This is a genomic window from uncultured Mucilaginibacter sp. (assembly GCF_903893715.1).
Taxonomy (GTDB): Bacteria; Bacteroidota; Bacteroidia; order Sphingobacteriales; family Sphingobacteriaceae; genus Mucilaginibacter.
In genome coordinates this window covers 44120-68213 of record NZ_CAITNG010000153.1, presented here as the reverse complement: position 1 = coordinate 68213, position 24094 = coordinate 44120, and the positions used below count along the sequence as shown (strand labels likewise).

Here is a 24094-nt window from a genome sequence, read left to right as displayed (position 1 = left end):
TTTTCATATTGATTTCATCAATCAACTAAACCTTTGCCTGAAAATATAGTACAATAGGTATATCTGCCATACATGACTAATTTAATTGATAATAACACTACCAAAAAAAACTACGACTTTATAGATGCAATCCGCGGTATCGCGATGATGTTCATCGTGATGGAACATAGCATTTATTTTCAGCCGGCATTATACAACCCAACCGGTTTTCGCGAGTTTATATACGTAACGCTGATACAAATAAGCAAGTTTGGTACCATCATCTTTTTTGTGATAGCCGGTTTTTTAATTGGTGAAAAATTTACCGATTACACGCCCGTTGAATATTTAAACCGTCGGCTTAAAAGTACCATTTGGCCTTGGGTTATCTGGTCGTTAATATATATCGTGGTAACAAACTACGGCTTTCTGTTAAATAAGGTGAGGGGCATTGCGGGTACACCCGACGATAACTCATCCTTCATCACCAACGTTAAAACTACTTACCTTTACACCATTTATTGGTTCATACCAAACTTCTTGTTCTGTATTACTTTGTTGCTGGTTTTTAAAAAATACCTGTACAACTATGTTTTGGGTGCGGCACTGGCATTATTTACTATTTTCTATTCGGTCAATATCTATTTCTCATGGATACCGCCAGGGCATACCACTGCAATATTCGGTTTTGTGTTTTTTTTATGGCTGGGTGCTCAATTAAATAAAAATTGGGACAAAGTCAATTTGTGGATTGATAAAACCCCGCTTTGGCTATGGTGGGGCTTAACCATTGCTACTTTGTTTCTTGGAGTTACCGAAACGGGCTTTTTAAAATCACTACATAACAGCGACCCCTATAATTCGTTGCGCTTCAGCAATATCCTATTTTCGCTAAGTTGCTTTTTCCTGATGCTAAAAAGACGAAATTTTAAATTAATAACCTCATTTAAACCCCGTGAAACAACGTACGGAGTTTATTTGATCCATTATATTTTAGTGGTAAGCTTACTCTCTGCTATTTTCGACCCTTTTAATATTAACCCTAACCATCTGTGGTTGCCGGTTTTAGTTGTTTACCAATTGCTGCGCTTTTTAATTATCTATGTTATTGTTATTGCATTTGTTAAATTGCTCAACAAAACAAAATTGAAGTGGATTATCGGGCGATAGTATATTGCCTGTATTTTATAGTACATGCAAAATTACCAAACAAGGTCTGCCGTATTATTCCTGATATTTAACCGGCCCGATGTAACCAAAAAGGTCTTCGAACAAATAAGGCATGCAAAACCGGCCCGCCTGTATGTAGCTGCCGACGGGCCGAGGTCCGATAAAGAAAATGAGGCTTTATTGTGCGAACAAACCAGAGCTATTATCAAAGCAATTGATTGGGACTGTGAACTCAAAACACTATACCGGGACGAGAATTTAGGCTGCAAGGTGGCTGTTTCATCTGCCATCGGTTGGTTTTTCGATCAGGAAGATGAAGGCATCATTTTAGAGGACGACTGTTTACCCGTAACAAGCTTCTTTTATTTTTGCGATACCTTGCTTGACTATTACCGGAACGATAACCGTGTGAGACATATAGCCGGCTCCAATTTTCAGCAAGGTAATACTTGGGGCGAAGCGTCCTATTACTTTTCGAAACTGACCCATGTTTGGGGATGGGCAAGCTGGAAGCGCGTTTGGGCGGATTATGATGTTGACTTATCAGACTATAACGACAATGAAGTAAAACAACAACTCCACGATATCTTTGGCGATACTTATGTTGTTAATAGCTGGATGCAAATATTTGAAGTCTTAAAAGCCAAAAAAATCAACACCTGGGACTACCAATTAGCTTTTACCAACTTTATGAAAAAAGGTTTGAGCGTTATGCCCAATGTCAACCTGGTGAGCAATATAGGCTTTGGCAGCGGTGCAACCCATACTTCGGATATAGAGAACGAAAACGCGGGCATCCCCTTATCCAATATCAACGACATTATCCATCCTAAAAATATGTTGCCCGAAAAAGAAGCCGATATGTTTACCCTGAACAAAGATTTTAATGTGGAGGCCCGAAAAAAGAAGGACAAAACTTTAAAAGCCCGGTTCAAACGCCTGTTCATCAGGTAGCCAAGCCAATCAAATATTATTTATAATTTAGGGCTCAAATTAAAACATGCTCAGTAAAATTACCGGCGGCCAAACCACATTGCTTTTTACAGCTACCATCCTAAATAAATACAAGGTCAGCTATTTTCAATGCAACGAAACCGGTTTTGTCCAAACCGAAGAACCTTATTGGCTGGATGAAGCTTATTCCTCCGTTATCACCAAATTGGATATTGGTTTGCTGGGTCGTAACATTAACCTGAGCAATGAGCTGGAAAAGATATTGTCGAAAAACTTTAACGCCGATGGGAAGTTTTTGGACTATGGTGGCGGGTATGGCGTATTTACCCGACTGATGCGCGACAAAGGTTTTGATTTTTACAACACAGACCGATATTGCGATAATCTGTTTGCCGAGTTTTTTGATCTGAAAGATATTGACACCGATACCAGGTTCGAAATGGTAACAGCTTTCGAAGTGATGGAGCATCTGCCCAACCCTTATGCAGAGCTTGAAACGGTTTTAAAATATTCCGATAGTTTCCTGTTTTCGACCGAACTACTGCCAAACCCAACGCCTAAAAGCGTGAACGACTGGTGGTACTTTATACCCGAAACCGGCCAGCACGTGTCCATATTTACCGAAGCAGCCTTAGCTTATATGGCTAAAAAGTTAGGCTATAATTTTTATACCGATGGTCAACGCTGGCACCTGTTCACCAAAAAGGAACTAAGAACTAACCCCTTCAAAATACGTGATCCGTTTTTTATCAGGAAAATGCGCAAGTTTTTAAGGAAGCACGACAAACAGGTTTACAATTTAAGAGAAACCTTGCTGCAACGCGATTGGGAAATGATAAAAAGCAAGTTGGGCTGATTACCCTACCACGCTTTTATAAAGGGCTAATGTAGCGTCAATTTGTTTTTGAAGGCTAAATGCTTTAACCCGCTCTGTTCCCTTTGCAATGAATCCTGCTTTTATCTCGGGCTTATCCAATAACAACTTAAAAGCTTTAAACATGCTTTGCTCATCCATCGGGTCAAAATAGCACACTGCATCGCCGCCTATTTCGGGGAAACTACTGGTGTTGCTTGCTGCAACCGCGCAACCCGCTTTAAAAGCCTCGAGCAATGGCAATCCAAAGCCTTCGTATAATGATGGGAACACAAAAAATTCCGCGTTTTGATATAGGTAGTTCAATTGCGCATCGGTGGCGTTAAGCTGTACGCATTTATCGGTCAAATTCAACCTGTTGATGAAGTCGCTGTCCGAAACCCGGAACCCGCCGCCGCCGGCAAAAACAAAATGCAGATCAGGGTAATCAACAGCCAGTTGCCCGCAGCAATTAATAAACCTGAAGAAATTTTTGTAATTGCCCCTTTCGCCCACAAAAAGCAGGTATTTGACGGGCAGACCAAGAACAACTTCTACATCCAACGGAGCGTCCAAATCAATGCCATGGTATATTACAGTAATTTTATCTACAGGTACTTTGAGTATTTCTACCAAATCCCTTTTTGTCGACTCTGATATCGCAATCACACCCGCCGCCTTCTGTACGGTTTCCTTTTTCCATCTTGGCAAAGGGTCAGTTAGCGGGAAATAATCGGGCAAACATTCGTATATCATATCGTGCACGGTAAGCACGTAGGGCTTGTTAATGTACTTTAAAAAGTAAGGGTGGAAGTAAGTGGGATGAAACACATCGAAATCGCCTTTTTTGATCAGGTACTTGCTGTATAGCTTGTTCCATTTATAAGCCCTTTTGGCTTTCCCTTTTAACAAAAATCGTCCTATTGCATTGTTAAATGGTTGTGGCTCGTCTTTAATGTAATAGTTATCCGAGTATAATACGCCCAATTTTAAGCTAAACTCACTGCTCGTTTTTATCCCGCCAATCAAATGCGCAAACACCCGGCTGATACCGCCGTACTTCTGCTCGCTGAATTTTTGATGGTCGAATAAAACTTTGATCATGCTGCTTTAAATATCCTTTTTATCATCCCCCAGGCTCCGTGCTGTCGGTTTAAAAAGCGCCAATAGGCATAAGCCCCCAAATACTTCCTGATCAGCCCTTCACGTTCCTTTTCAAAAACAGCATCAACTGCCGTTTCCGAAAAGCCGCCCTGCCCGTAATTTGCTACTATTAATTTATGGTACTCGAACTTAAATTCAGGGTCGGCCCAGCAGCGTATATTCAAATGAAAGTCTGCCCAAATCACATATTTGGTATCGTAACTATATTTCTTAAAAACGGCAGCCGGGTAAAATATTGCCTGGTGGCAAATATTCGATTTGGCCAATGTATAGTTATCAAACTCTTTCGACAATGGTTTCCCATGATAAATTACTCCACCGTAGTAAACAGTGCTATCATCTTCCAATCGAGGCAGCATCTCTGCAAACCCGTCCAACAAAATATCATCGGCACCAATAAAGTACAGCCATTTGCCATGCGCATAGCCAACAGCTTTATTCATGGCATCGTAAATACCTTTATCGGGCTCACTCAACCAAAAATCTATAACGTCCTTATTTTGTTTGATGCAATTTACGGTTTCGTCGGTACTATTCCCATCGATGATGATAAATTCAACTTCAGCTGTTTTGTACTTGCGCACACTATCAATCAATCCCGGCAATTGCGATGCGGCATTCCTGGTTACACATATTACCGAAACCAAAAAAGCTTGCTTCTCCATTAATCGGCATTAAAGGTTTGCATATCTATCAGCTTACGGTAAAGGCCGTTTTTGTTAACAAGTTCGGTATGGGTACCTTGCTCAACAATGTTACCGCTCTCCAACACTACGATAATATCGGCATTTTGTATGGTGCTTAAACGGTGTGCTATGATGAGCGAGGTACGGTTTTGCATCAGGTTGTTCAAGGCATCCTGCACCAGCTTTTCCGATTCCGTATCCAATGCCGATGTCGCCTCATCCAGCAACATGATCGGCGGGTTCTTCAGTACAGCGCGCGCAATACATATCCGTTGTTTTTGGCCGCCCGAAAGCTTGGAGCCTCGGTCGCCAATATTGGTATCGTAGCCATTTTCGGTATCCACAATGAAATCGTGGGCATTTGCTATGCGTGCCGCGGCTTCAACCTGCTCCATCGTGGCATCGGTTTTACCGAAGGCGATATTGTTGAATATGGTGTCGTTAAATAGAATCGATTCTTGGTTAACGATACCCATTAATGCACGAACTGAATCGGTTGTCAGGTCTTGGATATTCTTTCCGTCAATAAATATTGCTCCTTCCTGTGGCTCAATAAAACGCGGTATCAGATCGATCAATGTTGATTTGCCCCCACCGGATGGCCCAACTAAGGCTACCTTTTTACCTTTCGGGATAATAAGGTTAATATTGTTTAAAACGATTTTTTCATTGTAAGCAAATGAAACATCCTTAAAGGTAACATCACTACTAAATTCTTTTGCTGCAACAGCATCCGGGGAGTCGGTAATAAGTGACTTCTCATCAATCAGTTCTAATACGCGTTCACCCGCAGCAATACCTGAGTGTATGTTGCTGAACGAATCGGATATTGCCTTGGCGGGACGCATTACCTGCGAGAACAGGATAATGTAGTCTATAAAAGCCTCTGGTTTTAACTCAGAATGGCCAGAAATAACCATCGATCCACCGTACAACACGATACTTGATATCATGGTTACACCCAAAAATTCTGATACCGGTGATGCTGATTGCTGGCGTTTAGCCATTGAACGGATTATTTTTGAATACCGCGTATTTTCAATGTTAAACTTATTTTTGATAAACTCAGCAGCATTAAATGCTTTGATAATTTTGATACCGGTAAGTGCCTCATCCAAATAACTGATCATGTTACCGTACGTCTTTTGGGCCTCGATTGCTTGTTGTTTGAGCTTTTTTACTATTCGCGATATCACAAATGCCGATACCGGGATAACCAGCATCGAAAAAAGTGTAAGCTTAAATGATATAGTGAATAGCATGAACATAAAAGCGAACAGTTGTAGCGGCTCTTTAAATACTACCTGCAAAGTACCCGTAACAGAATACTGAACCACCTGGACATCCGATGCAACTTTTGATATGATATCGCCTTTGCGTTCGTTGTTGAAATAGCCCATGTGCAAGCCCATCACATTATTAAACACTGAGCTACGCAGATTCAGCAAGGTATGGATACGCAGGTTTTCCATAATGCGCTGCGAGAGATAGCGAAAAATGTTACTCAGCAACACCGATAACACGATAACCAAACAAACTATTTGTAAGGTAGTAGTTGCACCAAATTTAAGGTCGGCAAGGTTAGCGTAATAATTGAATTTCCCCAAAACATCGTACCAACTGCTTGGCTTTAACAAATGTGGGTCGGGTTTTTGATTGTTGAATAAGGTTTTCAATAAAGGCGCTAATAACGCAAAGTTTAGCGTACTGAATATGACCGAAAATACAGTGCAGATGATATAAGGTATGGCAAACTTTTCAATTGGCTTGGCAAAAGAAAGTAACCTGAAGTATGTTTTCATTTATATGTGTAAAGCCCGCAAAATTAAGTATTAATGGGCGATAATTATTATGCTATAAAACAGCCGTATGTCAATTATGCGGGTGCGAGGCACTCCCGGTATAAAGCCAGGTATTGTTGTGCGCTTTTGTCCCAATTAAACTTTTGGGCACGTGCCATCACTTCGGCTGCATTGTTGTTAGTCTTAAAATCTTTCATCCCCGCATTAAAAACCTGTTGCATAGCCTCCGGTGCAAAGCTATCAAAGTAATACGCGGCATCGCCCCCAACTTCGGGCAGCGAGGTAAGGTTGGATAAAAAAACCGGCTTGCCAAAATGCATGGCCTCAATAACCGGTAAACCAAAACCCTCTGTTTTTGATGGCAGCGCAAATGCTTCGCAATTTTGATAATACCAGGCCTTATCCGCTTCGCTTATGGGTCCGGTAATGATCACCCTTTCTTCGCAATTATATTTTTTGGCTTCCGCGATTATCCGGTCCCGGTAAGCCGATTCTTTGCCCGATATCACCAGTATATAATCGTTACCTTTTAACAGCGCTGGCAATACATGAAAGTTTTTTTTCCCCACCACATAGCCTATCGTAAATATAAATGGCTTTGACGGCACAAATTGAGGCTTATGGTTTTTTGGTACAATCAATTTATCGGCACCATTATAAATTACCCGTATCTTATCTTTTGCTTCGGGCATATAAGTGGCAATATCGTTGGCTACAAAATTGGAAATAGCCACCACATAATCGCAAACGCTGATGTACTGCTTCAGGTTTTTGATGAATCGGGCAACCTTTTTTGGCGATTTACGTCCCTCGTGCACATGGTTAAAATCGTGCACGGTCAGTATCCTTTTGGCAGCAACATTTTTGGGCCTTAAGCGGCAGTACTGGTCGGTAAAATGAACAAGGTCGTACTTTTTTGATGAAGGGAAGTACAGTTTATGGAAGGTCGAGAGGAACTCTTTATACACCTTGTTGTCAAACTGGTAAGTGGCGTTTTTCGACAGGTAATAAGTCAGGCCGAACTCCTCCTTATTCTCTTCGATCAAAGCATCGCCCAGGCTTTTCCCAAAATAAAAGAAACCCGAATTGGCATGTTTCATCGAGTCGAACGTGACTAATATATTGGGCTTGTCCACTTAAAAAGGTTTGTTGTATGCAATTATAAAACAAATATTCAGGTAAAATGGCATCCCGCACAATTACAGTTGTATTTGAAATTGCTTATGGTTTAATTTGCCCTTAGCTATGAGTGCTCAAATTGCTCAACCTTTGGTTTCTGTTGTGATGGCTACCTATAACGGTTCCCGCTTTTTGCGCGAACAGTTGGACAGCATCGTCAACCAAACTTATCCCAACCTCGAGATCATTGTCGTCGACGATTGCTCGACTGATGATACCGTTGCTATCCTGAACGCATACGCTGCAAAATATGCCAACATCAAGGTTTATGTTAACGAAGTAAATCTTGGATATGTAAAGAATTTTGAAAAAGGCCTCCTGCTTTCTACTGCCAACTACATTTCGCCCTGCGATCAGGACGACATTTGGCTACCGAACAAAACGGAGTTTTTGATGGCCAAACTGGCCGGTAATGCCATCGTGTATTGCAACTCGGCCATTATTAACGAAGCAGGCGAACTGACAGGTAAAAAACTATCCGACACCAAGTACCTGCAAACTTACGACGATTGCCTGCAATACACCATTGGCAACACAGCCGCGGGCCACGCCATGATACTCACCCGCAAAACTATGCTCGATAGTATGCCGCTGCCTACCATGATACCGCACGATTACTGGCTCGGTTTTGTAGCTACTTTTGAAAGTCAACTGTTGTTTGTGGATGAGCCGTTGGTATGGTACCGACAGCACAGCGCGAATGTGTTTGGTGTAAAAACCGAAGGTGTTAAAAAGGTAAAAAAAGTGAAACCGGCTAAAGAAGTGATACAAGCCAAAGCGCGTGAACGGATGCGACTACTGTACGAAAAATGCCCCGACTATCTCACCGAGCAAAAAGCCGCTTTCGCCGGACTTTCAACGAGTTACGAAAGCTTTTCGCTCATCAATGACTTTAACCGCATGCGCCTGTTCTTAAAATACCGCGACCGGATACTGGCCTACAAAAACCGCTCGGAATGGCGCAAGATACTCTTCAGCATCAAAATGTTCTGGATGATCAAATAGTTATTTCACTATCTTATAGTTCCGATATTCTCCTATCCGCCAGCCGGTAAGGTTCTCTATTTGTTGCAACAGTTTCCTTCGGAACGACATCCTGCTTTTAACTTCGTTCAAATTCAGTTTCCAGTTGTTGGCAGCCATCCTGTTTTTCATTACGGCTGGCGGCGTATCGGTAAATTTTACCAGGTTATCGGCATTGTTATAATCAAAATCGAAGCTTTGAGGCTCTGCCGGATTCCATTGGTCGCCGATATAGAACTGTGTAAAGCTGTGCAGCTTTTTTATGATGCCTTCCGGTTTTTTTACCCAACCATAATGGTAAATATAAGCATCTATCAGTTTCACATTCAGCTTGCGCCCATCTATCCTGAAACCCTGCGCGTCGCGGTACGAGTGGACAGACTTATCATTTCTCACTATCCTAACCTCGCGCCTGTACCACCTGCGCGAGTGGCTGTAATACTCGTACGAACCATAGAAATGCAGGTACTTAAACAACAGGCCTTCAATTTTCTTATCGGCTAAGTTGTCTTCCATCTCTTTTTTGATCAGCGGAAGATACTTTTCGTGTACACACTCATCGCCTTGTATATAAAAGGCCCAATCCACATCCGGACTTATCGCGGCGAAGGCCTTATCCGTTTCTTCGGCAAAAACAGTACCGCCCTCAAGCTTGGTTTCGTCCCAAGCGGTATCCAATATTTTAATCTTTGGCGAGTGGATGCCCGCTATCAGTTCGCGTGTCCCGTCATCACAATTACCAAGCGCAACCACAAACTCATCGCATATGGGCAATATTGAAGTGATAGCTTCAACAACCGGGTAATCATTTTTTACTGCGTTCCTGATAAAGGTAAAGCCCGCTACTTTCATTTAGTGCAATTGAACAGTAAAGGTAAGCACACGGGCCAAACTATTTACGCTTTGCAAAATAAAACAGTAAATTTACCTACCAATTCGAAACTGTTTTCTTATGAAAAATCTAAGTCGCCTAAAATTACTGTTAACGTTTTTTATCGCACTATCTGCCGGAGTGTTGCGCGCCCAGGATGTTAAGATAGATTACAAACCCTTTGCTGATAATACAGGCCACTGGTATTCAATATCCGATAAAGGTAATATGATTAACGCCCGCGCCGGCAGGCCGCGTTATAAAGAAGATCAGTTAACACAGATAGGCGATAATATGTTACTCTTCCAAAAAGCGAATGGTGGCTGGCCCAAAAATTATGACTTCTTTGCCATACTTGCACCCGACCAGGTTGATAGCGTTGCGGCGGGCAGAAATGTGTTGAACACCACCTACGACAATGGCAATACCTATACCCAGATTGCTGCCCTGGCACAGATATACACCGCTACAAAAATCAATAAATACAAGGAGGGTGCCATTAAAGGGCTCGATTTTATCCTTTCATCACAATATAAGAACGGCGGCTTCCCGCAATACTATCCGCTCGAAGAAAACTATAGCCGTTGCATTACCTATAACGATGGCGTATTCGAAGGCATAATGGAACTAATCAAAAACATTCTGGATAATGATCCTCAATACGCTTTTGTCGATGCCGCCCGTCGCGCTAAGCTAAAAATAGCTTTTGACAAAGGTTTAGATTGTATCCTGAAAACGCAGATTGTTGACGATGGCAAACTGACTGCCTGGTGCCAGCAGCACGACGAAGTTACTTTGAAACCGGCCTGGGCACGCAAATTTGAACCGCCAAGCATTTGCGATGGTGAAAGTGCCGACCTGGTCCTGTTCCTGATGAGCATCGACCACCCTTCAAAAGCAATCATCAACTCGATACAAGGCGCTACTGCCTGGTTCGAGGCTTCTAAAATTTATAACACCCGGGTTAAAACAATACCTGCCGAGCGGATGCAAACACCTTTCCGGGTTTCCGTGTCGGATAGGGTGGTGGTTGAAGATAATACTGCGCCACCCATTTGGACTCGTTATTACGAACTAAAAACACATCGCCCATTATTTTGCAACCGCGACAGTAAAGTAGTGTACTCTCTTGCCGAAGTTACCCGCGAACGCCGCGATGGGTACGGCTGGTACACCTACAACCCTCAAAAAGTGTTAGACCACTACACGGAATGGCAACAAAAATGGGCACCCGACAATAATGTGCTGAAAAAGAACTAATAACGGTAATCAGTAGGTTTTGGACTTGTTACGACCAAACTTGGCTGTAAAGTCATGGATGATTTTACGTGTTATCCGTTTGAATAACTTCCTGTCGTATAGCGGTATAAACCTCCAGTAGCCATGGTAATTAAAAACCCAGCGGAGTAATCCCTTGTAGTCTTTGTTTTTGATACAGCGCCTGATATCCCTGTCGAAAATGGCTACTTCCACAGCTCTTGTGGGTTGTATTTCAGGCACACTGCCGTTAAGCGGCCCGTTGATAATGCGTTTTATCCCTTCCGAAAAATCGCAGGCCATAAACCGGGAGTAGGGCATCCACGAATTGGTGCGTATATCCAACTCTATCAAATAATAAATGTCCCTTTCGGGATGGTAGATATATTGTATACTGGCAAAGCCGTTTATGCCGACGCTCTTACCCAATTCCTTCAATTTTGCAGTGATAGCCTCACCTTGATAATACTTACGCCTGGTAGTGAACGAGAATTTATCGTACATGTACGACAGTATATCAGCGGCGTTGTACATTACCAGTTCACCATGGCTAAACAAAGCTTCAATGCCAATGTCTTTACCCTCAATAAACTCCTGCAATACCAGGTTGCTCTTGTCCCAAACCCTGTTGAGACATTCCTCAAATAGCGCAGGCTCTTCACAGTATTTAATGCCAATACCCGAAAAGCTAAAGTCTTCTTTCAACAATATCGGGAAATGTAATTGCTCCTTTATGGTTTCAATGTCGCTGGCCTCATCATAGTTCAAAAAGCGCGGGGTGGAAATTCCATGTTTTTGGCAAACTATCGACAGCCCTGCCTTCGACGAAAGTACCTCCCGGTTTTCGATTTTGGTGATAGGCAATATTTTTTTGAAGAGTGCTTCAGACGTAATAGCCTTATTCATCAGCTTCACCACCGCGTCTTCCAGCAACAAAATCCAATCGTAATAGTCAGGGTCGCGTTCTATCAACCGAAGCAGGTCATCCCTAAACGTTTCTTCATCGCCGCCGCTTTCAATCCAGTCATCGTAAAATTTATTGGAAAGGAGCCACGATGCATGGTCGCAAAATACATCTACCTTGCACCCCGCACGTTTAAACATGTAAGGTATCTCGCCTGTCGAATCAAAAAAGCTTGCTACTGATACCAGCAGAACTTTATACATACAATCGGATAAGGATTGACTATTATTTTAATTTAACTTACGTAACAACAACAATCAGGGTTTCCCGATGGTAATTATTTTATAAATGTAGTTAATAAAACAAAATTTTCAATCAATTCTCCGCTTTCACTTTCTTAACAGTTAAAACATCTTGCCCGGTAGCATCGCCTTGTTCCTGCAATTTGCCAAAGGCTGCGGCCGTTGCGTAGTTCAATATTTCCTGCGGCTGGTTTTGGTTGTAAAAGCCATAAATCAATCCGGCCATAAAGCAGTCGCCGCTGCCCGACCGGTCAACAACGCCTTCGCAGCTAAACTCGGGCGAATGAAAACTCTCCCCGCCGGTATATAAACTGGTATAGTACAGCAAGTCTTGGTCGTTGCTGTCGAACCTGAAGGTATTGGCCACCGTTTTAACTTTAGGAAACATTGCTATAATCTGTTTCGAAGTAGCCTCAGCATGCGCCAGGTATGCTTCCTTACTTTTTTTGCTATGGATATGCGCATCGATATCTGTGCCCAGCAAATGGTTGGCGCTCCATATATTGCCCATCACCACATCGCAATGTTCAATCAGTTTGGGCATAATCTCAATTGGTTCCTTGCCGTATTTCCACAACCGCGAGCGGTAGTTCAGGTCGACCGAAATGGTAATACCCTTACGGGATGCCGCTTCAAGGGCCTCTAAACAAACGTCGGCCACATTGTGGTTCAATGCCGGACTAATAGCCGTAAAATTGAACCACGATACATCGCGCAGCACCTTGTCCCAATCAATCATCCCGCGTTTCAGTTCCGAAAATGATGAGCGGTCGCGGTCGTAAACCATGCTGCCTTTCAAATCGGCGCCACGCTCCAGGTAATAAACCCCGATACGGCTGCCGCTGTGTAAAATCGACGAGGTGTAAATGCCTTTATACTCCAGGTATTCTATTACATGGCGGCTCATAAAATTATCGGGCAGTACCGTACAATATTTTACCGGTACGTTCCAACCTGCAAGGGCGGTTGCCGCGTTTGCTTCGGCGCCGCCCATGTATAAAAAGAAAGGCTGTTTTTCCGATATGCCTTCATCGGGCGCAGGTGAGATGCGCAATAAAAGCTCGCCGAAACACAGTACCTTGCTTACCATTACCAGTTGAAATAATCTTTCGCGTTGTTATAGCTGATGTCCTGCACAATTTTACCCAGCCATTCAATGTCGTTCGGTAATTCGCCGTTCTCTACATCCTCGCCAAACAAATTACACAACAACCTCCGGAAATATTCATGCCTTGGAAACGAAAGGAAGCTCCTTGAATCCGTTAACATACCTACCAAACGGCTCAACAGGCCCATATTTGATAGCGCGTTGATTTGTTTGGTCATGCCATCCTTTTGGTCCAAAAACCACCATGCCGAACCAAACTGTACTTTACCTGCCACCGATCCGTCGTTAAAGTTACCGATCATGGTCGCCATCAGCTCATTATCCGCCGGGTTCAGGTTATACAATATAGTTTTGGCCAATTGGTCTGTCGAATCCAGCTTGTTCAGGAATTTCGACAACATCCGGCTCTGGCTAAAATCGCCAATCGAATCCCAACCGGTATCAGGGCCTAATTGGCTCAGCATACGGGCATTATTGTTACGCAAAGCGCCTAAGTGGAACTGTTGCACCCAGCCTTTTTCATGGTCCCAATGTGCAAAGTAAACCAGCATGGCCGATTTAAACTGCAACATTTCGTGGTAACTGATGGACTGATTGGCACGTATCTTTTTAAAGATGGTGCTTATCTCGGCATCGGTATAATCCTCGGCGTATATCTGCTCCAAACCATGGTCCGATACCTTACAGCCGTTGGCGGCAAAGTAATCATGGCGTTTTTTTAAGGCCGACAGGTAAGCATCAAAGCTGTCTATGGCGATATTGGTAACCTCTTGTACTTTGTTTATATAGGCGTTCAAACCCGCAACATCATCGGCCGCCATCGCCTTATCCGGACGGAAAGCAGGTACCACTTTGGTTTCAAAACCATCGGCAGCAATTTTTTGGTGATGTTCCAAATTATCTATCGGGTCATCCGTAGTACAGATAACCTTTACGTTCATTTTTTTGATGATGCTGCGGATAGAATATGCAGGTGTTTGCAATTTAGCCGTACAGGCATCATAAACCTCTTTGGCGTTCTTTCCCGATAGGATGGCGTCCACGTCAAAATAACGCTGCAATTCTAAATGCGTCCAGTGGTATAGCGGGTTGCGCAGGGTATAAGGCACGGTTTCGGCCCATTTTTCAAACTTCTCAAAGTCGCTTTTTTTACCGGTAATGTAATCCTCATTCACACCGTTGGCACGCATGGCACGCCACTTATAATGGTCGCCATACAGCCAAATTTGCGTCAGGTTGGCAAAATTGATGTCGTTTGCTATCTGGTCGGGCGGCAAATGGCAGTGATAATCGATGATGGGCATTTGCTTTGCATAATCATGGTAAAGCTTTTGCGCTGTGGCACTTTGCAGTAAAAAATTTTCGTCTAAGAACTTCTTCATTATTTATTTGTATTGCACCGATGGCTGTTGATTCCACCGATTTTTATATGGGTAATTATGGGTATTCAAAAAAATGTCGGCACGAGCCTCGTCGCTCGCGACTAACTATCACCGGGCCTATTGGCGACATGGGTAAATATGGGTATTATCAAAGAACAAAATCAGTGTAATCACATCAAAAAATCGGTGCAATCGTCCACTACAAAAATACGAAATCCGCCCCTAAATTCTGCACATTACCCCCTCTAAGTCTCCCCCTACAGGGGGAGATTTAGAGGGGGCTCCTACAACGATATCCCCCGTTTCCACGGGATAAAATCGTCCTGCCCGTGCCTTACCGCACTCACTTCTATCTCACCGCTGGCCACTTTAATCACATAGTCCAAAATGCGTTCACCGGCTTGTTCAATGGTCTCTTCACCATCGATAATGGTGCCCGTATCAATGTCGATGATATCGCTCATCTTTTTGAAAAGCGTAGTATTACTCGATATCTTCACTACCGGTGTTATCGGGTTGCCCGTAGGTGTGCCCAAACCGGTAGTAAACAGCACCACATTGGCGCCACTGGCTACCTCCGCGGTGGTCGATTCCACATCGTTACCCGGTGTGCACAGCAGGTTCAATCCCGGCTTGCTTACCTTTTCGGGATAATCCAGCACATCCACCACAGGCGATGTGCCGCCCTTTTTTGCCGCTCCTGCCGATTTGATGGCGTCCGTAATCAATCCATCCTTAATATTGCCCGGCGAAGGGTTCATATCAAAACCCGAACCTACTTCCTCAGCCCTTTGACTATATAACTTTACCAACTGACTAAACCGGTCGGCTTTTTCCTTATCTACGCAACGGTCAATCAAATTTTGTTCTACCCCGCACAATTCCGGAAATTCAGATAAGATTACCGTCCCGCCAAGGCTGACCAGCAAATCGGACGTATACCCTATGGCCGGGTTAGCCGATATGCCCGAAAAACCATCGCTCCCGCCACATTCCAAACCAATAGTAATTTTGCTCAAAGGCGCGGGCTGGCGTGTATTGTTATTCGCCTCCATCAAGCCTGCCAATGTTTGCCGCATGGCCAGTTCCAGCAGGTCCGACTCTTTCCCTACCTTTTGCTGGTCGAGTATATACAGTCGCTTGTTAAAATCCGGACTGCGTTTCTTAATTTCTTCTTCTAAAATGCTTACCTGTGCGTTTTGGCAACCCAAACTCATTACGGTTGCACCTGCCACATTCGGATGGGTAATATAACCGGCCAGTAAACCACAAAGCGCCTGCGCATCCTGCCTGGTGCCGCCGCAGCCACCTGCATGTATCAAAAATTTTATGCCATCCACATTCGGGAACAGGCGTTCTTCTTTTGTCAACGCGTCGCCGTCTTTAACTTCGGTATATAAAACCTCCTCAACGCTGCCGCCATTTTTTACCAGGTTGATGAGTTGTTGCGCTTTGCTCTCGTAGGTTTTTTTACGGCCGTAGCCCAGGGGTTTTACCAATGCTTCCTGCATCACTTCCAGGTTGCGGTTTTCGCAAAACACCATAGGTATCACCAGCCAGTAGTTGCCGGTGCCCACACTGCCGTCTTCACGGTGGTAGCCCATAAAAGTTCGTCCTGCCCATTTAGCGGTATCGGGCTGGTGCCAACCGGTATGTTGCTGCGCTTCTACAAAACCACTGGCCGCATGTTTTACATTGGCTGTGGTTAACAACCCGCCGGCAGGGATAGCGTTTTGCGCCTTGCCCACCAAAACGCCATACATCAATATTTTGTCGCCTTCTGCAAAATCGTGTTCGGCAAACTTGTGTTTGGCAGGTATAAACTCCTTAACGGTATATGTTTTACCTGCGTAATCTGCTGATTCCCCGGCCTGCAGGTCTCTTAATGCAACCAACACGTTATCGCCCGGATGCACTTTCAATATGCTCTGTTTCATATTTATATCGCTCAAAATTAGTGCCCGAAAATAGATACTGACACTATATCATTTCAACGCCCATTTTATCAGGTCGTTTGCTGCTTTTAAATTATCGTAGTCGGCCGGCAGCTTCCTGCCGTCGGTATATTCGTTATAAAACCATGGGTCGCCAACCACAAACACCTTGCCTTTGCCATATTTTGCCGTCGCGATCAAGATGTCCTTATTGTCAACCAAACTGGCTACCGCAGGCGGCGTTACCGCGAAAGTGGATATCTCTTTGATGTAAACTTTCTTCGCTGTCTTAAATATCGGGTCGGTCGCGGGGACTATTACGGCGCCTGTCTCAAAATGTGGTGTAACTACATGGTTACGGCTGTCCTCATTGTCGTGTATGCCAAACTTGGCCAGTAGCATGTTCAGATGTTTAAACTCGGCATTGCCGGTATCATTGTTTAGCACAATGAGCGTCCCGCCCCCTTTTACCCAATCGCTTATCGCCTGGATATGCGGTGCCTCAATGTATTTGGTGTTCGGGTTTTCTTTCGGGATATCCGGGTCGACTATGATATAGATGGACGCTTTTTTCAGGTTCTCGGCCGTTGGCGCCTGGTACAAGGTTTCAGTCTTCACTCCATAATTATGGAACGCGTTAGCGAAGAACGAGAACCCGTTGTTATCTTCCTCTTCCCATTTGTAATGGTACGACAGGTTTTGATCGCCGGTAATTTTATCCACCCGGTGTTCATCATTAAAATACGAATCCACGATGACTGTTTTGCCCTTGCCCAGGTCGCGGTTAGCTAAACGCTCTATCTCCACCGAGGCTTGCAAAAATGCACCCACACCTTTAGGGTCATTGTCCACCACTTTCTCGCTCAAATAATAGCCATAAGTGCCGTCCCGGTAAGGCTGCCCGCCCAATCCCGATACGCTCACCGTGCCCTTCAATGTAACGGCACCGCTCGCATCGGTAGTAATAAATTGCGTCAGCAAACCTTTATAAGCTTTCTCTGCAACAGGCAAATAGCTCTCGGCCAGATAACCATTCCGCACACCCTTTGCCAAAGCATAAGTAAACATACTCGATGCAGAGGCTTCCAAATAATTGCCTTTGCCTTCCGGTTTATCTAAAATATCGTACCATACACCCGTTTTTGGGTCCTGGTATTTGGTAATAGCGGTTGCCAAACGGTTCAGTATCGCAATCAGTTCCGGGCGTTTAAGATGATCTTGCGGAAAATAGTCCAATACATCCACCAGCGCCATGGCGTACCAGCCATCGGCCCTTCCCCAAAACTCCTGCGATAAGCCGGTTTGCGGGTTCGCCCATCTTTCTTTCTTACTATAGTCCCAGCCATGGTACAACAGGCCGGTCTTTGCATCGCGGGCATGTTTTTCCATCAGGATAAATTGATTGGCAATATCGTCAAAGTCGGCTTCCTTGTGCATCATCCCCGCATACTCCGCGTAAAACGATTCGCCCATGTACAGGCCATCCAGCCACATTTGGTCGGGATAACGTTTTTTATGCCAAAATCCGCCTTCGGGTGTGCGGGGTTGTTTTTTCAGCTGGTCGTATAACATAGTCGCAGCCTTAAAATACTTTTCGCTGCCGGTTACGTTGTACAACATCAGCAGGTTGCGCCCGCAAAGGATATTGTCCAGGGTATAATCGTCGGCTTTATAACCGGTTATTGTGCTGCCATCCTTGCTCACCAGGTTATCCATGCTCTGCTGGATGTATTTAAAGTAAGTCCGGTCGGCTGTTTGCTGCCAAACACCTTCCATGCCTTTTAGCACCACGCCTTCGTCATAGTTCCATTTTTTAAATGGTTTACCGACTATCGAGGACGTATCCGTCGGCCACACCTTCATTACCGTAGCCGCCATCTTTTGCGACATAGGTATATCCTGCGCGTTTGCGCTTGTTGCAAAAAGCAGCGCCGCAATGCCTAACCCGGTTAGTTTTTTCATCTTATCTTAATTCGTTAATAGCCACAGGGTCCATATCGCTATACACCTGGTTCTCGCCGCCCATACCCCAAATAAAGGCGTAGTTGGCCGTTCCGCAACCCGAGTGTATCGACCATGGCGGCGATATCACCGCCTCGTTGTTTTGCATTACCAAATGGCGTGTTTCCTGCGGCTGGCCCATCAGGTGCATCACCACCTGGCCGGGTTGTACATCAAAGTAAAAATACATTTCCATACGGCGGTCGTGCACGTGCGATGGCATAGTGTTCCAAACGCTGCCTTTATCCAGAACGGTCAGCCCCATTACCAGCTGGCAACTGCGTATACCTTCCAGATGAATGTACTTGTAAATTGTCCTCGCGTTCGATGTTTCTGCCGAGCCGATACTTACCGGCATGGCTTCCTCCTTTTTCAGCAAACGCGTAGGGTACACCATATGCGCCGGGTACGACAATAAATAGTACATCGCCGGGTTTTTCGCGTCCTTACTTTTAAACTCCACGCTTTTGCTTTCTTTGCCCGCGTAAACACAATCCAGTTTGTTAACCGCGAAGGTTTGGCCATCAACAACCACCTCACCCGGTCCGCCGATATTTATTGCACCCAACTCCCGGCGTTCCAAAAAGTACTCGGCACGCAGGTTAGGGTAATTTCCCAAAACAATCGCTTTATCGGTTGGTACCGCGCTTCCAACAATAACCCTGTCGTAGTGGCTGTACACAAATTTAAGTTCGCCCGGCTGCATCAAGCCATCAACCAAAAAACTGCCACGCATTTCGGCAGTGGTCATGGTACTTACTTCTTTCGGACTGTTATGATATCTCTGTTCCATTATTTTTGTTGTGATTACACTGATTTTATTATTTTGATTTCACCGATGTGATTTGATTACACCGAATTGTAATTGCATCATTAACTCATTTGCACATCCGCACATTTCCGCATTTGCACATTACCGTCCCATCCATCCGCCGTCAACAGGTAAAATAACCCCGCTCACATAATCAGATGCCGATGATGCTAAAAACACCGTTGCGCCACCCAAATCGCTTGCTTCGCCCCAACGGCCTGCAGGTATCCTGTCTAATATCGATTTGCTCCTGTCCGGGTCAGCTCTTAATGCCTCTGTATTATCTGTCGAGATATAGCCCGGCGCAATAGCATTCACGTTCACACCTTTGCTGGTCCACTCGTTGGCAAATGCTTTAGTTAAACTGCCGATAGCGCCTTTGCTTGCCGCATAACCCGGCACATTGATACCCCCTTGAAAGGTCAACAATGATGCGGTGAATATCACTTTCCCATGCCCTTGTTCAAGCATTCTTCTGCCTATTTCCCTTGTCAGGATGAAAGGCGCGTCCAGGTTGATATTGATCACCGTATCCCAGTAATCGTTCGGGTGTTCGGCAGCGGGTTTACGCATAATGGTACCCGCGTTGTTTACCAGGATGTCGATGTTGGCATTCTCAGCCAATACCAGTTTTGCGAATGCTTCCAGCGAAATGCGGTTGCCAAAATCGCATTGGTATGCTTTAAATTTCCGGCCTAAAGCGGTTACTTCTTTCTCAACATCGCTGCCGCTCGGTGCCAGGTTTGCCGAAACGCCAATAATATCAGCGCCGGCGGCGGCCAAAGCTAAAGTCATGGCCATGCCTATACCACGGTTGCAGCCCGTTATTAACGCGGTCTTACCGCTCAGGTCGAACATTTTTTGAACTTGCATTGAGTATATGTTTTTTTCAGATGTAGGTGATTTTAGGGGATAATAAGTTTATAAAGCAATTTTAAGGAGTTTTTGCTTTACAATTGTCATGACTGTCGAATTTATTTGCGCAATCGTTATCGGGAATTGGTTTTTACTGCTTTTTAAATATTTTATCCAAAAAAGCAGTGGTATAATTCAACACCGGCTCAAACCAGGGGTTAAACAACAGGAATGGATGCGGGGTATCGGGAAAGGTATGCACCTCGCTGTAAATGTGTAAAGAGTCGAGTTTCCGGATAAAGTCCCTTCTGCCCGCGTGCATCCGGTCTACCGAACTGTTAATGAATGCTACCGGCGGCGTGGTTTTACTTACGTGATTCAAAGCACCTGCCTCATTCCAAAGGTCGGGCCGCTCGGTTTTGGATGCGCCGAACCAAAGTGTACCGGCCGATTTATGTTTACTGTCGTCCCCCTCGCCCGATTCAGGATGAATAAAAGCCAGCGTTCCATCCGCATCAACAATAGCCTGCACTTTGTCGCTATATGTATCATAACAACCATCACCAGCGAAGGTCTTGTCGCCGGCGGTGGTCCCTATCAAAGTGGCCAGCTGCCCGCCTGCCGAAAATCCCCAAACGGCAATTTTATCCGGGTCGATATGGTAAACTTTGGCATTGGCACGCATCCATTTTAACGCGGTCTTCAGGTCGTTCACGGCAGCCGGGTAAAGGGCTTCTGTACTTAACCGATATTCAGCAGTAATAGTAACGTATCCTTTAGCCGCTAACTGCTGCGCCAACGGCACATGCTGCGACCTGTCGCCCGAGCGCCAGCCCCCGCCATGGATAATCAATACCCCGGGTAAAAGCGCCTTATTTGTGGCAGGATAAAAAATATCCAAATGCAATTGACGGTTGTTGACGGTGCAATACACCAAATTTATTGTTGATGTGATAGTGGCCGGTACAGGTGGGTTAGCAATCGTAATATTCGGGTATTTTTTCAAAGCGCTCTTATAGGCGCTGTAGGTAGTGAACGATGTATCGCGCGGGCCAGCCTCGAGCGTTTGCGCCGACGTTTTAAACACCGATAAACTTAATAAGCCCAATACCATCCAAACCGCTTTCATATTATTTTGCTTTTATGGGTGCGATAATGTTCATTTCATTCAGCCAGGCTTCGCAAAGCCCCGTCCATAATTCGGTAGAGCCGGGGTTGTTCCGCAAAGCGATAGCATGTGCCCCTTGCGGGAAAACGTGGAAACTTACGGGCACACTATTGTTGAGCAGGGCCTGATAAAACAGCAGGCTGTTCATCGGGTTGACGGTTTTATCATTTTCCGCATCTACAATAAATGTGGGCGGGGTTTTGGCCGTAACCTGTAATTCGTTCGAGTATTCGGCTATTTGCTGATTGGTTGGATGCTCGCCCAATAAATTCTTAACGCTGCCTTTATGGGCGTACTTCTGGTCCATCGTAACTACCGGCGAAACCAATATCATAAAATTGGGGTTGAAGGCGAATTTATCCAAACTATCCTTCACTGCCGACACATCTTCGGGGTGCGTTCCCAGGGTAGTAGCCAGGTGCCCCCCCGATGACGAACCCATTACGCCAATTTTATTTGGGTCGATACCCCATTGCGCGGCGTTGGCACGTATAACACGAATAGCGCGCTGGGCATCCTGCAGGGGGCCTATCTCGCGTTGTTTCAGGTCGGCATAATTTGGCAGGCGGTAATTGAGCACAAAAGCCGAAATACCCATCGTGTTAAACCATTTGGCCAGTTGCAAACCGCTGATCACATAAGCCAAACGCTCGTACCCGCCACCCGGGCATATCACAACAGCCGCGCCTTTGTTCTCTTGTTTGCCCGGTAAAAACACGTACATACCCGGCGTAGCCACACGGTAAATACGCTCATTGGCAATACTGTCCGTCAGGTGCATCCCCTTCGAGTTGGGTATTTTGCCTTTTTCCCATAAGGGGATAAATTCCTGCGCGTAGCTTATCGAAAAGCTGACAAGTACAAATACTATTAAACTAACTATCCTTTTCATACACCCTAATTCAATATCGAACACGCAATAACGAACATCGAATACTGAAATACTTCGATGTTCGACATTCAGCATTCATTATTCAATATTCAATATTCAATATTCAATATTCAATATTCAATATATCACCCCCATCAGGGGGTGATGGGGCTCACCCTAAACCAATCAAAATCCGCATAACCCGAGTCATTCGTCTGCGTAGTACGCGAACAAAATATGCCCATCTTCGCACCTATCCATCGCCCAACTTCAGCCTGAAATTCTGTACCGGCATCCGTAAACGTATTCCCATCCAAACTGTAACTAAATTTGCATTTAGCGCCGGCCATAACCTTCATTCTTAAATATATCGTCGGGCTGGCTGCTTTCATAATCGTTTCTTGTTGCTCCGCGTTTCCTTTTAGCGCGTCCTTACAATGAATATACTCCAGATACAAACCATCCTTTTTCGAGTGGAGTACCAATCCCGCGTAGCTAAAGCCCATCATCACTAAACCGGTACGTTCGTCCAGTTTGGTGTTAGGATGGAAAGTCAATTTGGTGGTCGCTGTAAACTCATCGGCCGGCGTTTTTTGTAGCAGCAGGTTGGGCGCCTCCCACAAGTTCTTGGTGCTATCAGGCATGTAGGAAAATAAAGTAAGAACCCCGGCGTTGGTCGTAGCCGCCCATGTCGATTTTGGGTTGGCCATCCATTGCCATTGCAGCCCCAACTTCACATCGTTAAACTCATCGCTTTCGGCAGGTGTTTCAATTGGGTAAACTTTGCCCACATTGGGTTTTTTGTAAACCAACACCGGCTCGCCTTTACCGGTATGCTTAGGGTCAAGCCCGATAACCGGCCAATCGTTCACCCATTTCATCGGCTCCAGATGCGTAACCCGCCCGTAGGGCCCCTTATCCTGAAAGTGGATAAACCAATCCTCGCCCGTTTGGGTATCCACCCAGGCGCCCTGGTGCGGGCCATTGGTTGTTGTGCTGCCCTGGTCCATTACTATCCTCCGCTCATAAGGCCCGTACACATTTTTTGATCGCAGTACTACCTGCCAGCCTGTTGGCACGCCGCCGCCCGGGGCAAAAATGTAGTAGTAACCATGGCGCTTGTAAAATTTAGGGCCTTCAATGGTAGGGTCGGTTTCGTGTCCGTCAAACACCAGCACACCCTCGTCCATAACTTTGGTCCCTTCGGCGTTCATCTTGTTTACCGTGATAATGCTTTTGATGCCTGCCCTGCTGCCCGCCCATGCATGCACCAGGTACAGCTGCCCGTCATCGTCCCAAAGCGGACAGGGGTCTATCAAACCAGCGCCGCCCCGAACCAAAATCGGCTCGCTCCATGGCCCGGCAGGGTTTTTGGCTTTTAACACATAGATACCATAATCCGGGTCTGGATAGTAAATATAAAACTCGCCTTTATGGTAGCGAATGCTCGGCGCCCAAACCCCGTTGCCGTGCTGTACCCGACCAAAATGTTCGTAAGGTGGTTGGCGCATCAGGGCGTGGCCTATTATGCTCCAGTTCACCAGGTCTTTTGAATGAAGAATGGGTAAACCCGGCATATCCTCAAAGCTCGAAGAAACGAGATAAAAATCATCGCCAACCCTAATCGCATCAGGGTCGCTGTAATCGGCATCCAAAATCGGGTTTTTATAAGTGCCGTTACCCTGGTCGGCTACCCAAACTTTCGATACATATTTTGGTGCTGTTGCTACTGCCCTAATTGACTTGTGCTGGGCTATGGCCGATGTGGTAAGAAATACGAATGCCACTGCAAAACACGTCTTCATAAATTATCTAAGCTA

Annotated in this window: 20 protein-coding genes; 5 read left to right on the top strand and 15 right to left on the bottom strand. The window is 45.1% G+C overall.

Going from position 1 to position 24094, the window contains the following annotated elements:
• The first annotated feature begins 72 nt into the window (after positions 1-72).
• The 3 genes from QZX97_RS18425 to QZX97_RS18415 are packed head-to-tail and all read left to right on the top strand — an operon-like array spanning position 73 to position 2959.
• Positions 73-1149: an acyltransferase gene (locus QZX97_RS18425; RefSeq protein WP_295651527.1), complete on the top strand. Its 1077-nt coding sequence runs from the start codon at positions 73-75 to the stop codon at positions 1147-1149.
• A gap of 24 nt (positions 1150-1173) precedes the next feature.
• Complete coding sequence (locus tag QZX97_RS18420; RefSeq protein WP_295651528.1) at positions 1174-2103, top strand: nucleotide-diphospho-sugar transferase; 930 nt, start codon at positions 1174-1176, stop codon at positions 2101-2103.
• A 46-nt stretch (positions 2104-2149) separates the two neighbouring features.
• On the top strand, positions 2150-2959 hold the full coding sequence (locus tag QZX97_RS18415; protein WP_295651530.1) for a class I SAM-dependent methyltransferase: 810 nt from the start codon (positions 2150-2152) through the stop codon (positions 2957-2959).
• On the opposite strand, the gene QZX97_RS18410 is transcribed toward QZX97_RS18415, so the two are convergent.
• From QZX97_RS18410 to QZX97_RS18395, 4 genes are all read right to left on the bottom strand, one after another.
• Complete coding sequence (locus tag QZX97_RS18410) at positions 2960-4060, bottom strand: glycosyltransferase family 1 protein (RefSeq protein ID WP_295651533.1); 1101 nt, start codon at positions 4058-4060, stop codon at positions 2960-2962. It abuts the gene before it with no gap.
• Positions 4057-4785, bottom strand: coding sequence for a glycosyltransferase family 2 protein (locus QZX97_RS18405; protein ID WP_295651536.1), 729 nt, complete (start codon positions 4783-4785; stop codon positions 4057-4059). The genes QZX97_RS18410 and QZX97_RS18405 overlap by 4 nt, the downstream gene beginning before the upstream one ends.
• Complete coding sequence (locus QZX97_RS18400; protein ID WP_295651539.1) at positions 4785-6608, bottom strand: ABC transporter ATP-binding protein; 1824 nt, start codon at positions 6606-6608, stop codon at positions 4785-4787. Before QZX97_RS18400 ends, QZX97_RS18405 begins: the two co-directional genes overlap by 1 nt.
• Positions 6609-6682: 74 nt before the next feature.
• Complete coding sequence (locus tag QZX97_RS18395) at positions 6683-7744, bottom strand: glycosyltransferase family 1 protein (RefSeq protein WP_295651541.1); 1062 nt, start codon at positions 7742-7744, stop codon at positions 6683-6685.
• A 109-nt stretch (positions 7745-7853) separates the two neighbouring features.
• Between QZX97_RS18395 and QZX97_RS18390 the strand changes: the two genes are divergently transcribed.
• Positions 7854-8792 carry a glycosyltransferase family 2 protein gene (locus QZX97_RS18390; protein ID WP_295664899.1) on the top strand — a complete coding sequence of 313 codons (939 nt, stop codon included), beginning with the start codon at positions 7854-7856 and terminating at the stop codon, positions 8790-8792.
• Here QZX97_RS18390 and QZX97_RS18385 read toward each other — a convergent pair whose 3' ends face one another.
• A complete protein-coding gene (locus QZX97_RS18385; protein WP_295651545.1) occupies positions 8793-9662 on the bottom strand; it encodes a glycosyltransferase family 2 protein in 870 nt (289 codons plus the stop codon).
• A gap of 100 nt (positions 9663-9762) precedes the next feature.
• Between QZX97_RS18385 and pelA the strand changes: the two genes are divergently transcribed.
• Positions 9763-10941 (top strand): pectate lyase, encoded by a 1179-nt coding sequence (pelA, locus tag QZX97_RS18380; protein WP_295651548.1) that lies wholly within the window; start codon positions 9763-9765, stop codon positions 10939-10941.
• 9 nt (positions 10942-10950) lie between these two features.
• On the opposite strand, the gene QZX97_RS18375 is transcribed toward pelA, so the two are convergent.
• The 10 genes from QZX97_RS18375 to QZX97_RS18330 form a co-directional block, all read right to left on the bottom strand.
• Entirely contained in the window at positions 10951-12105 is a 1155-nt protein-coding gene (locus QZX97_RS18375; protein WP_295651551.1) for an ATP-grasp domain-containing protein, read from the bottom strand.
• A gap of 112 nt (positions 12106-12217) precedes the next feature.
• Positions 12218-13234, bottom strand: a complete 1017-nt coding sequence (locus tag QZX97_RS18370) for a sugar kinase (RefSeq protein WP_295651554.1) — start codon at positions 13232-13234, stop codon at positions 12218-12220.
• The gene (gene uxaC / locus QZX97_RS18365; protein ID WP_295651557.1) at positions 13234-14634 is read right to left on the bottom strand and encodes a glucuronate isomerase; all 1401 of its coding nucleotides are present in this window, start codon (positions 14632-14634) and stop codon (positions 13234-13236) included. Before uxaC ends, QZX97_RS18370 begins: the two co-directional genes overlap by 1 nt.
• Before the next feature lie 284 nt (positions 14635-14918).
• A complete protein-coding gene (locus QZX97_RS18360) occupies positions 14919-16571 on the bottom strand; it encodes an altronate dehydratase family protein (RefSeq protein WP_295651560.1) in 1653 nt (550 codons plus the stop codon).
• Positions 16572-16619: 48 nt separating this feature from the next.
• A complete protein-coding gene (locus QZX97_RS18355; protein WP_295651563.1) occupies positions 16620-18530 on the bottom strand; it encodes a glycoside hydrolase family 88 protein in 1911 nt (636 codons plus the stop codon).
• A gap of 1 nt (position 18531) precedes the next feature.
• A complete protein-coding gene (kduI, locus tag QZX97_RS18350; RefSeq protein WP_295651566.1) occupies positions 18532-19362 on the bottom strand; it encodes a 5-dehydro-4-deoxy-D-glucuronate isomerase in 831 nt (276 codons plus the stop codon).
• Between the two features lie 120 nt (positions 19363-19482).
• On the bottom strand, positions 19483-20253 hold the full coding sequence (locus tag QZX97_RS18345) for an SDR family oxidoreductase (RefSeq protein WP_295651569.1): 771 nt from the start codon (positions 20251-20253) through the stop codon (positions 19483-19485).
• 133 nt (positions 20254-20386) lie between these two features.
• The gene (locus tag QZX97_RS18340; protein ID WP_295651571.1) at positions 20387-21364 is read right to left on the bottom strand and encodes an alpha/beta hydrolase; all 978 of its coding nucleotides are present in this window, start codon (positions 21362-21364) and stop codon (positions 20387-20389) included.
• 1 nt (position 21365) lies between these two features.
• Positions 21366-22295, bottom strand: coding sequence for an alpha/beta hydrolase (locus tag QZX97_RS18335; RefSeq protein WP_295651574.1), 930 nt, complete (start codon positions 22293-22295; stop codon positions 21366-21368).
• Between the two features lie 134 nt (positions 22296-22429).
• Positions 22430-24079 carry a glycoside hydrolase 43 family protein gene (locus QZX97_RS18330; protein ID WP_295654398.1) on the bottom strand — a complete coding sequence of 550 codons (1650 nt, stop codon included), beginning with the start codon at positions 24077-24079 and terminating at the stop codon, positions 22430-22432.
• Between the last annotated feature and the right edge of the window lie 15 nt (positions 24080-24094).

Bases quoted from the DNA above. Each gene is read 5' to 3' on its own strand.
- QZX97_RS18425 (WP_295651527.1), top strand. From the start codon at position 73: ATGACTAATTTAATTGATAATAACACTACCAAAAAAAACTACGACTTT.
- QZX97_RS18420 (WP_295651528.1), top strand. From the start codon at position 1,174: ATGCAAAATTACCAAACAAGGTCTGCCGTATTATTCCTGATATTTAAC.
- QZX97_RS18415 (WP_295651530.1), top strand. From the start codon at position 2,150: ATGCTCAGTAAAATTACCGGCGGCCAAACCACATTGCTTTTTACAGCT.
- QZX97_RS18410 (WP_295651533.1), bottom strand. From the start codon at position 4,060: ATGATCAAAGTTTTATTCGACCATCAAAAATTCAGCGAGCAGAAGTAC.
- QZX97_RS18405 (WP_295651536.1), bottom strand. From the start codon at position 4,785: ATGGAGAAGCAAGCTTTTTTGGTTTCGGTAATATGTGTAACCAGGAAT.
- QZX97_RS18400 (WP_295651539.1), bottom strand. From the start codon at position 6,608: ATGAAAACATACTTCAGGTTACTTTCTTTTGCCAAGCCAATTGAAAAG.
- QZX97_RS18390 (WP_295664899.1), top strand. From the start codon at position 7,854: ATGAGTGCTCAAATTGCTCAACCTTTGGTTTCTGTTGTGATGGCTACC.
- QZX97_RS18385 (WP_295651545.1), bottom strand. From the start codon at position 9,662: ATGAAAGTAGCGGGCTTTACCTTTATCAGGAACGCAGTAAAAAATGAT.
- pelA (WP_295651548.1), top strand. From the start codon at position 9,763: ATGAAAAATCTAAGTCGCCTAAAATTACTGTTAACGTTTTTTATCGCA.
- QZX97_RS18375 (WP_295651551.1), bottom strand. From the start codon at position 12,105: ATGTATAAAGTTCTGCTGGTATCAGTAGCAAGCTTTTTTGATTCGACA.
- QZX97_RS18370 (WP_295651554.1), bottom strand. From the start codon at position 13,234: ATGGTAAGCAAGGTACTGTGTTTCGGCGAGCTTTTATTGCGCATCTCA.
- uxaC (WP_295651557.1), bottom strand. From the start codon at position 14,634: ATGAAGAAGTTCTTAGACGAAAATTTTTTACTGCAAAGTGCCACAGCG.
- QZX97_RS18360 (WP_295651560.1), bottom strand. From the start codon at position 16,571: ATGAAACAGAGCATATTGAAAGTGCATCCGGGCGATAACGTGTTGGTT.
- QZX97_RS18355 (WP_295651563.1), bottom strand. From the start codon at position 18,530: ATGAAAAAACTAACCGGGTTAGGCATTGCGGCGCTGCTTTTTGCAACA.
- kduI (WP_295651566.1), bottom strand. From the start codon at position 19,362: ATGGAACAGAGATATCATAACAGTCCGAAAGAAGTAAGTACCATGACC.
- QZX97_RS18345 (WP_295651569.1), bottom strand. From the start codon at position 20,253: ATGCAAGTTCAAAAAATGTTCGACCTGAGCGGTAAGACCGCGTTAATA.
- QZX97_RS18340 (WP_295651571.1), bottom strand. From the start codon at position 21,364: ATGAAAGCGGTTTGGATGGTATTGGGCTTATTAAGTTTATCGGTGTTT.
- QZX97_RS18335 (WP_295651574.1), bottom strand. From the start codon at position 22,295: ATGAAAAGGATAGTTAGTTTAATAGTATTTGTACTTGTCAGCTTTTCG.
- QZX97_RS18330 (WP_295654398.1), bottom strand. From the start codon at position 24,079: ATGAAGACGTGTTTTGCAGTGGCATTCGTATTTCTTACCACATCGGCC.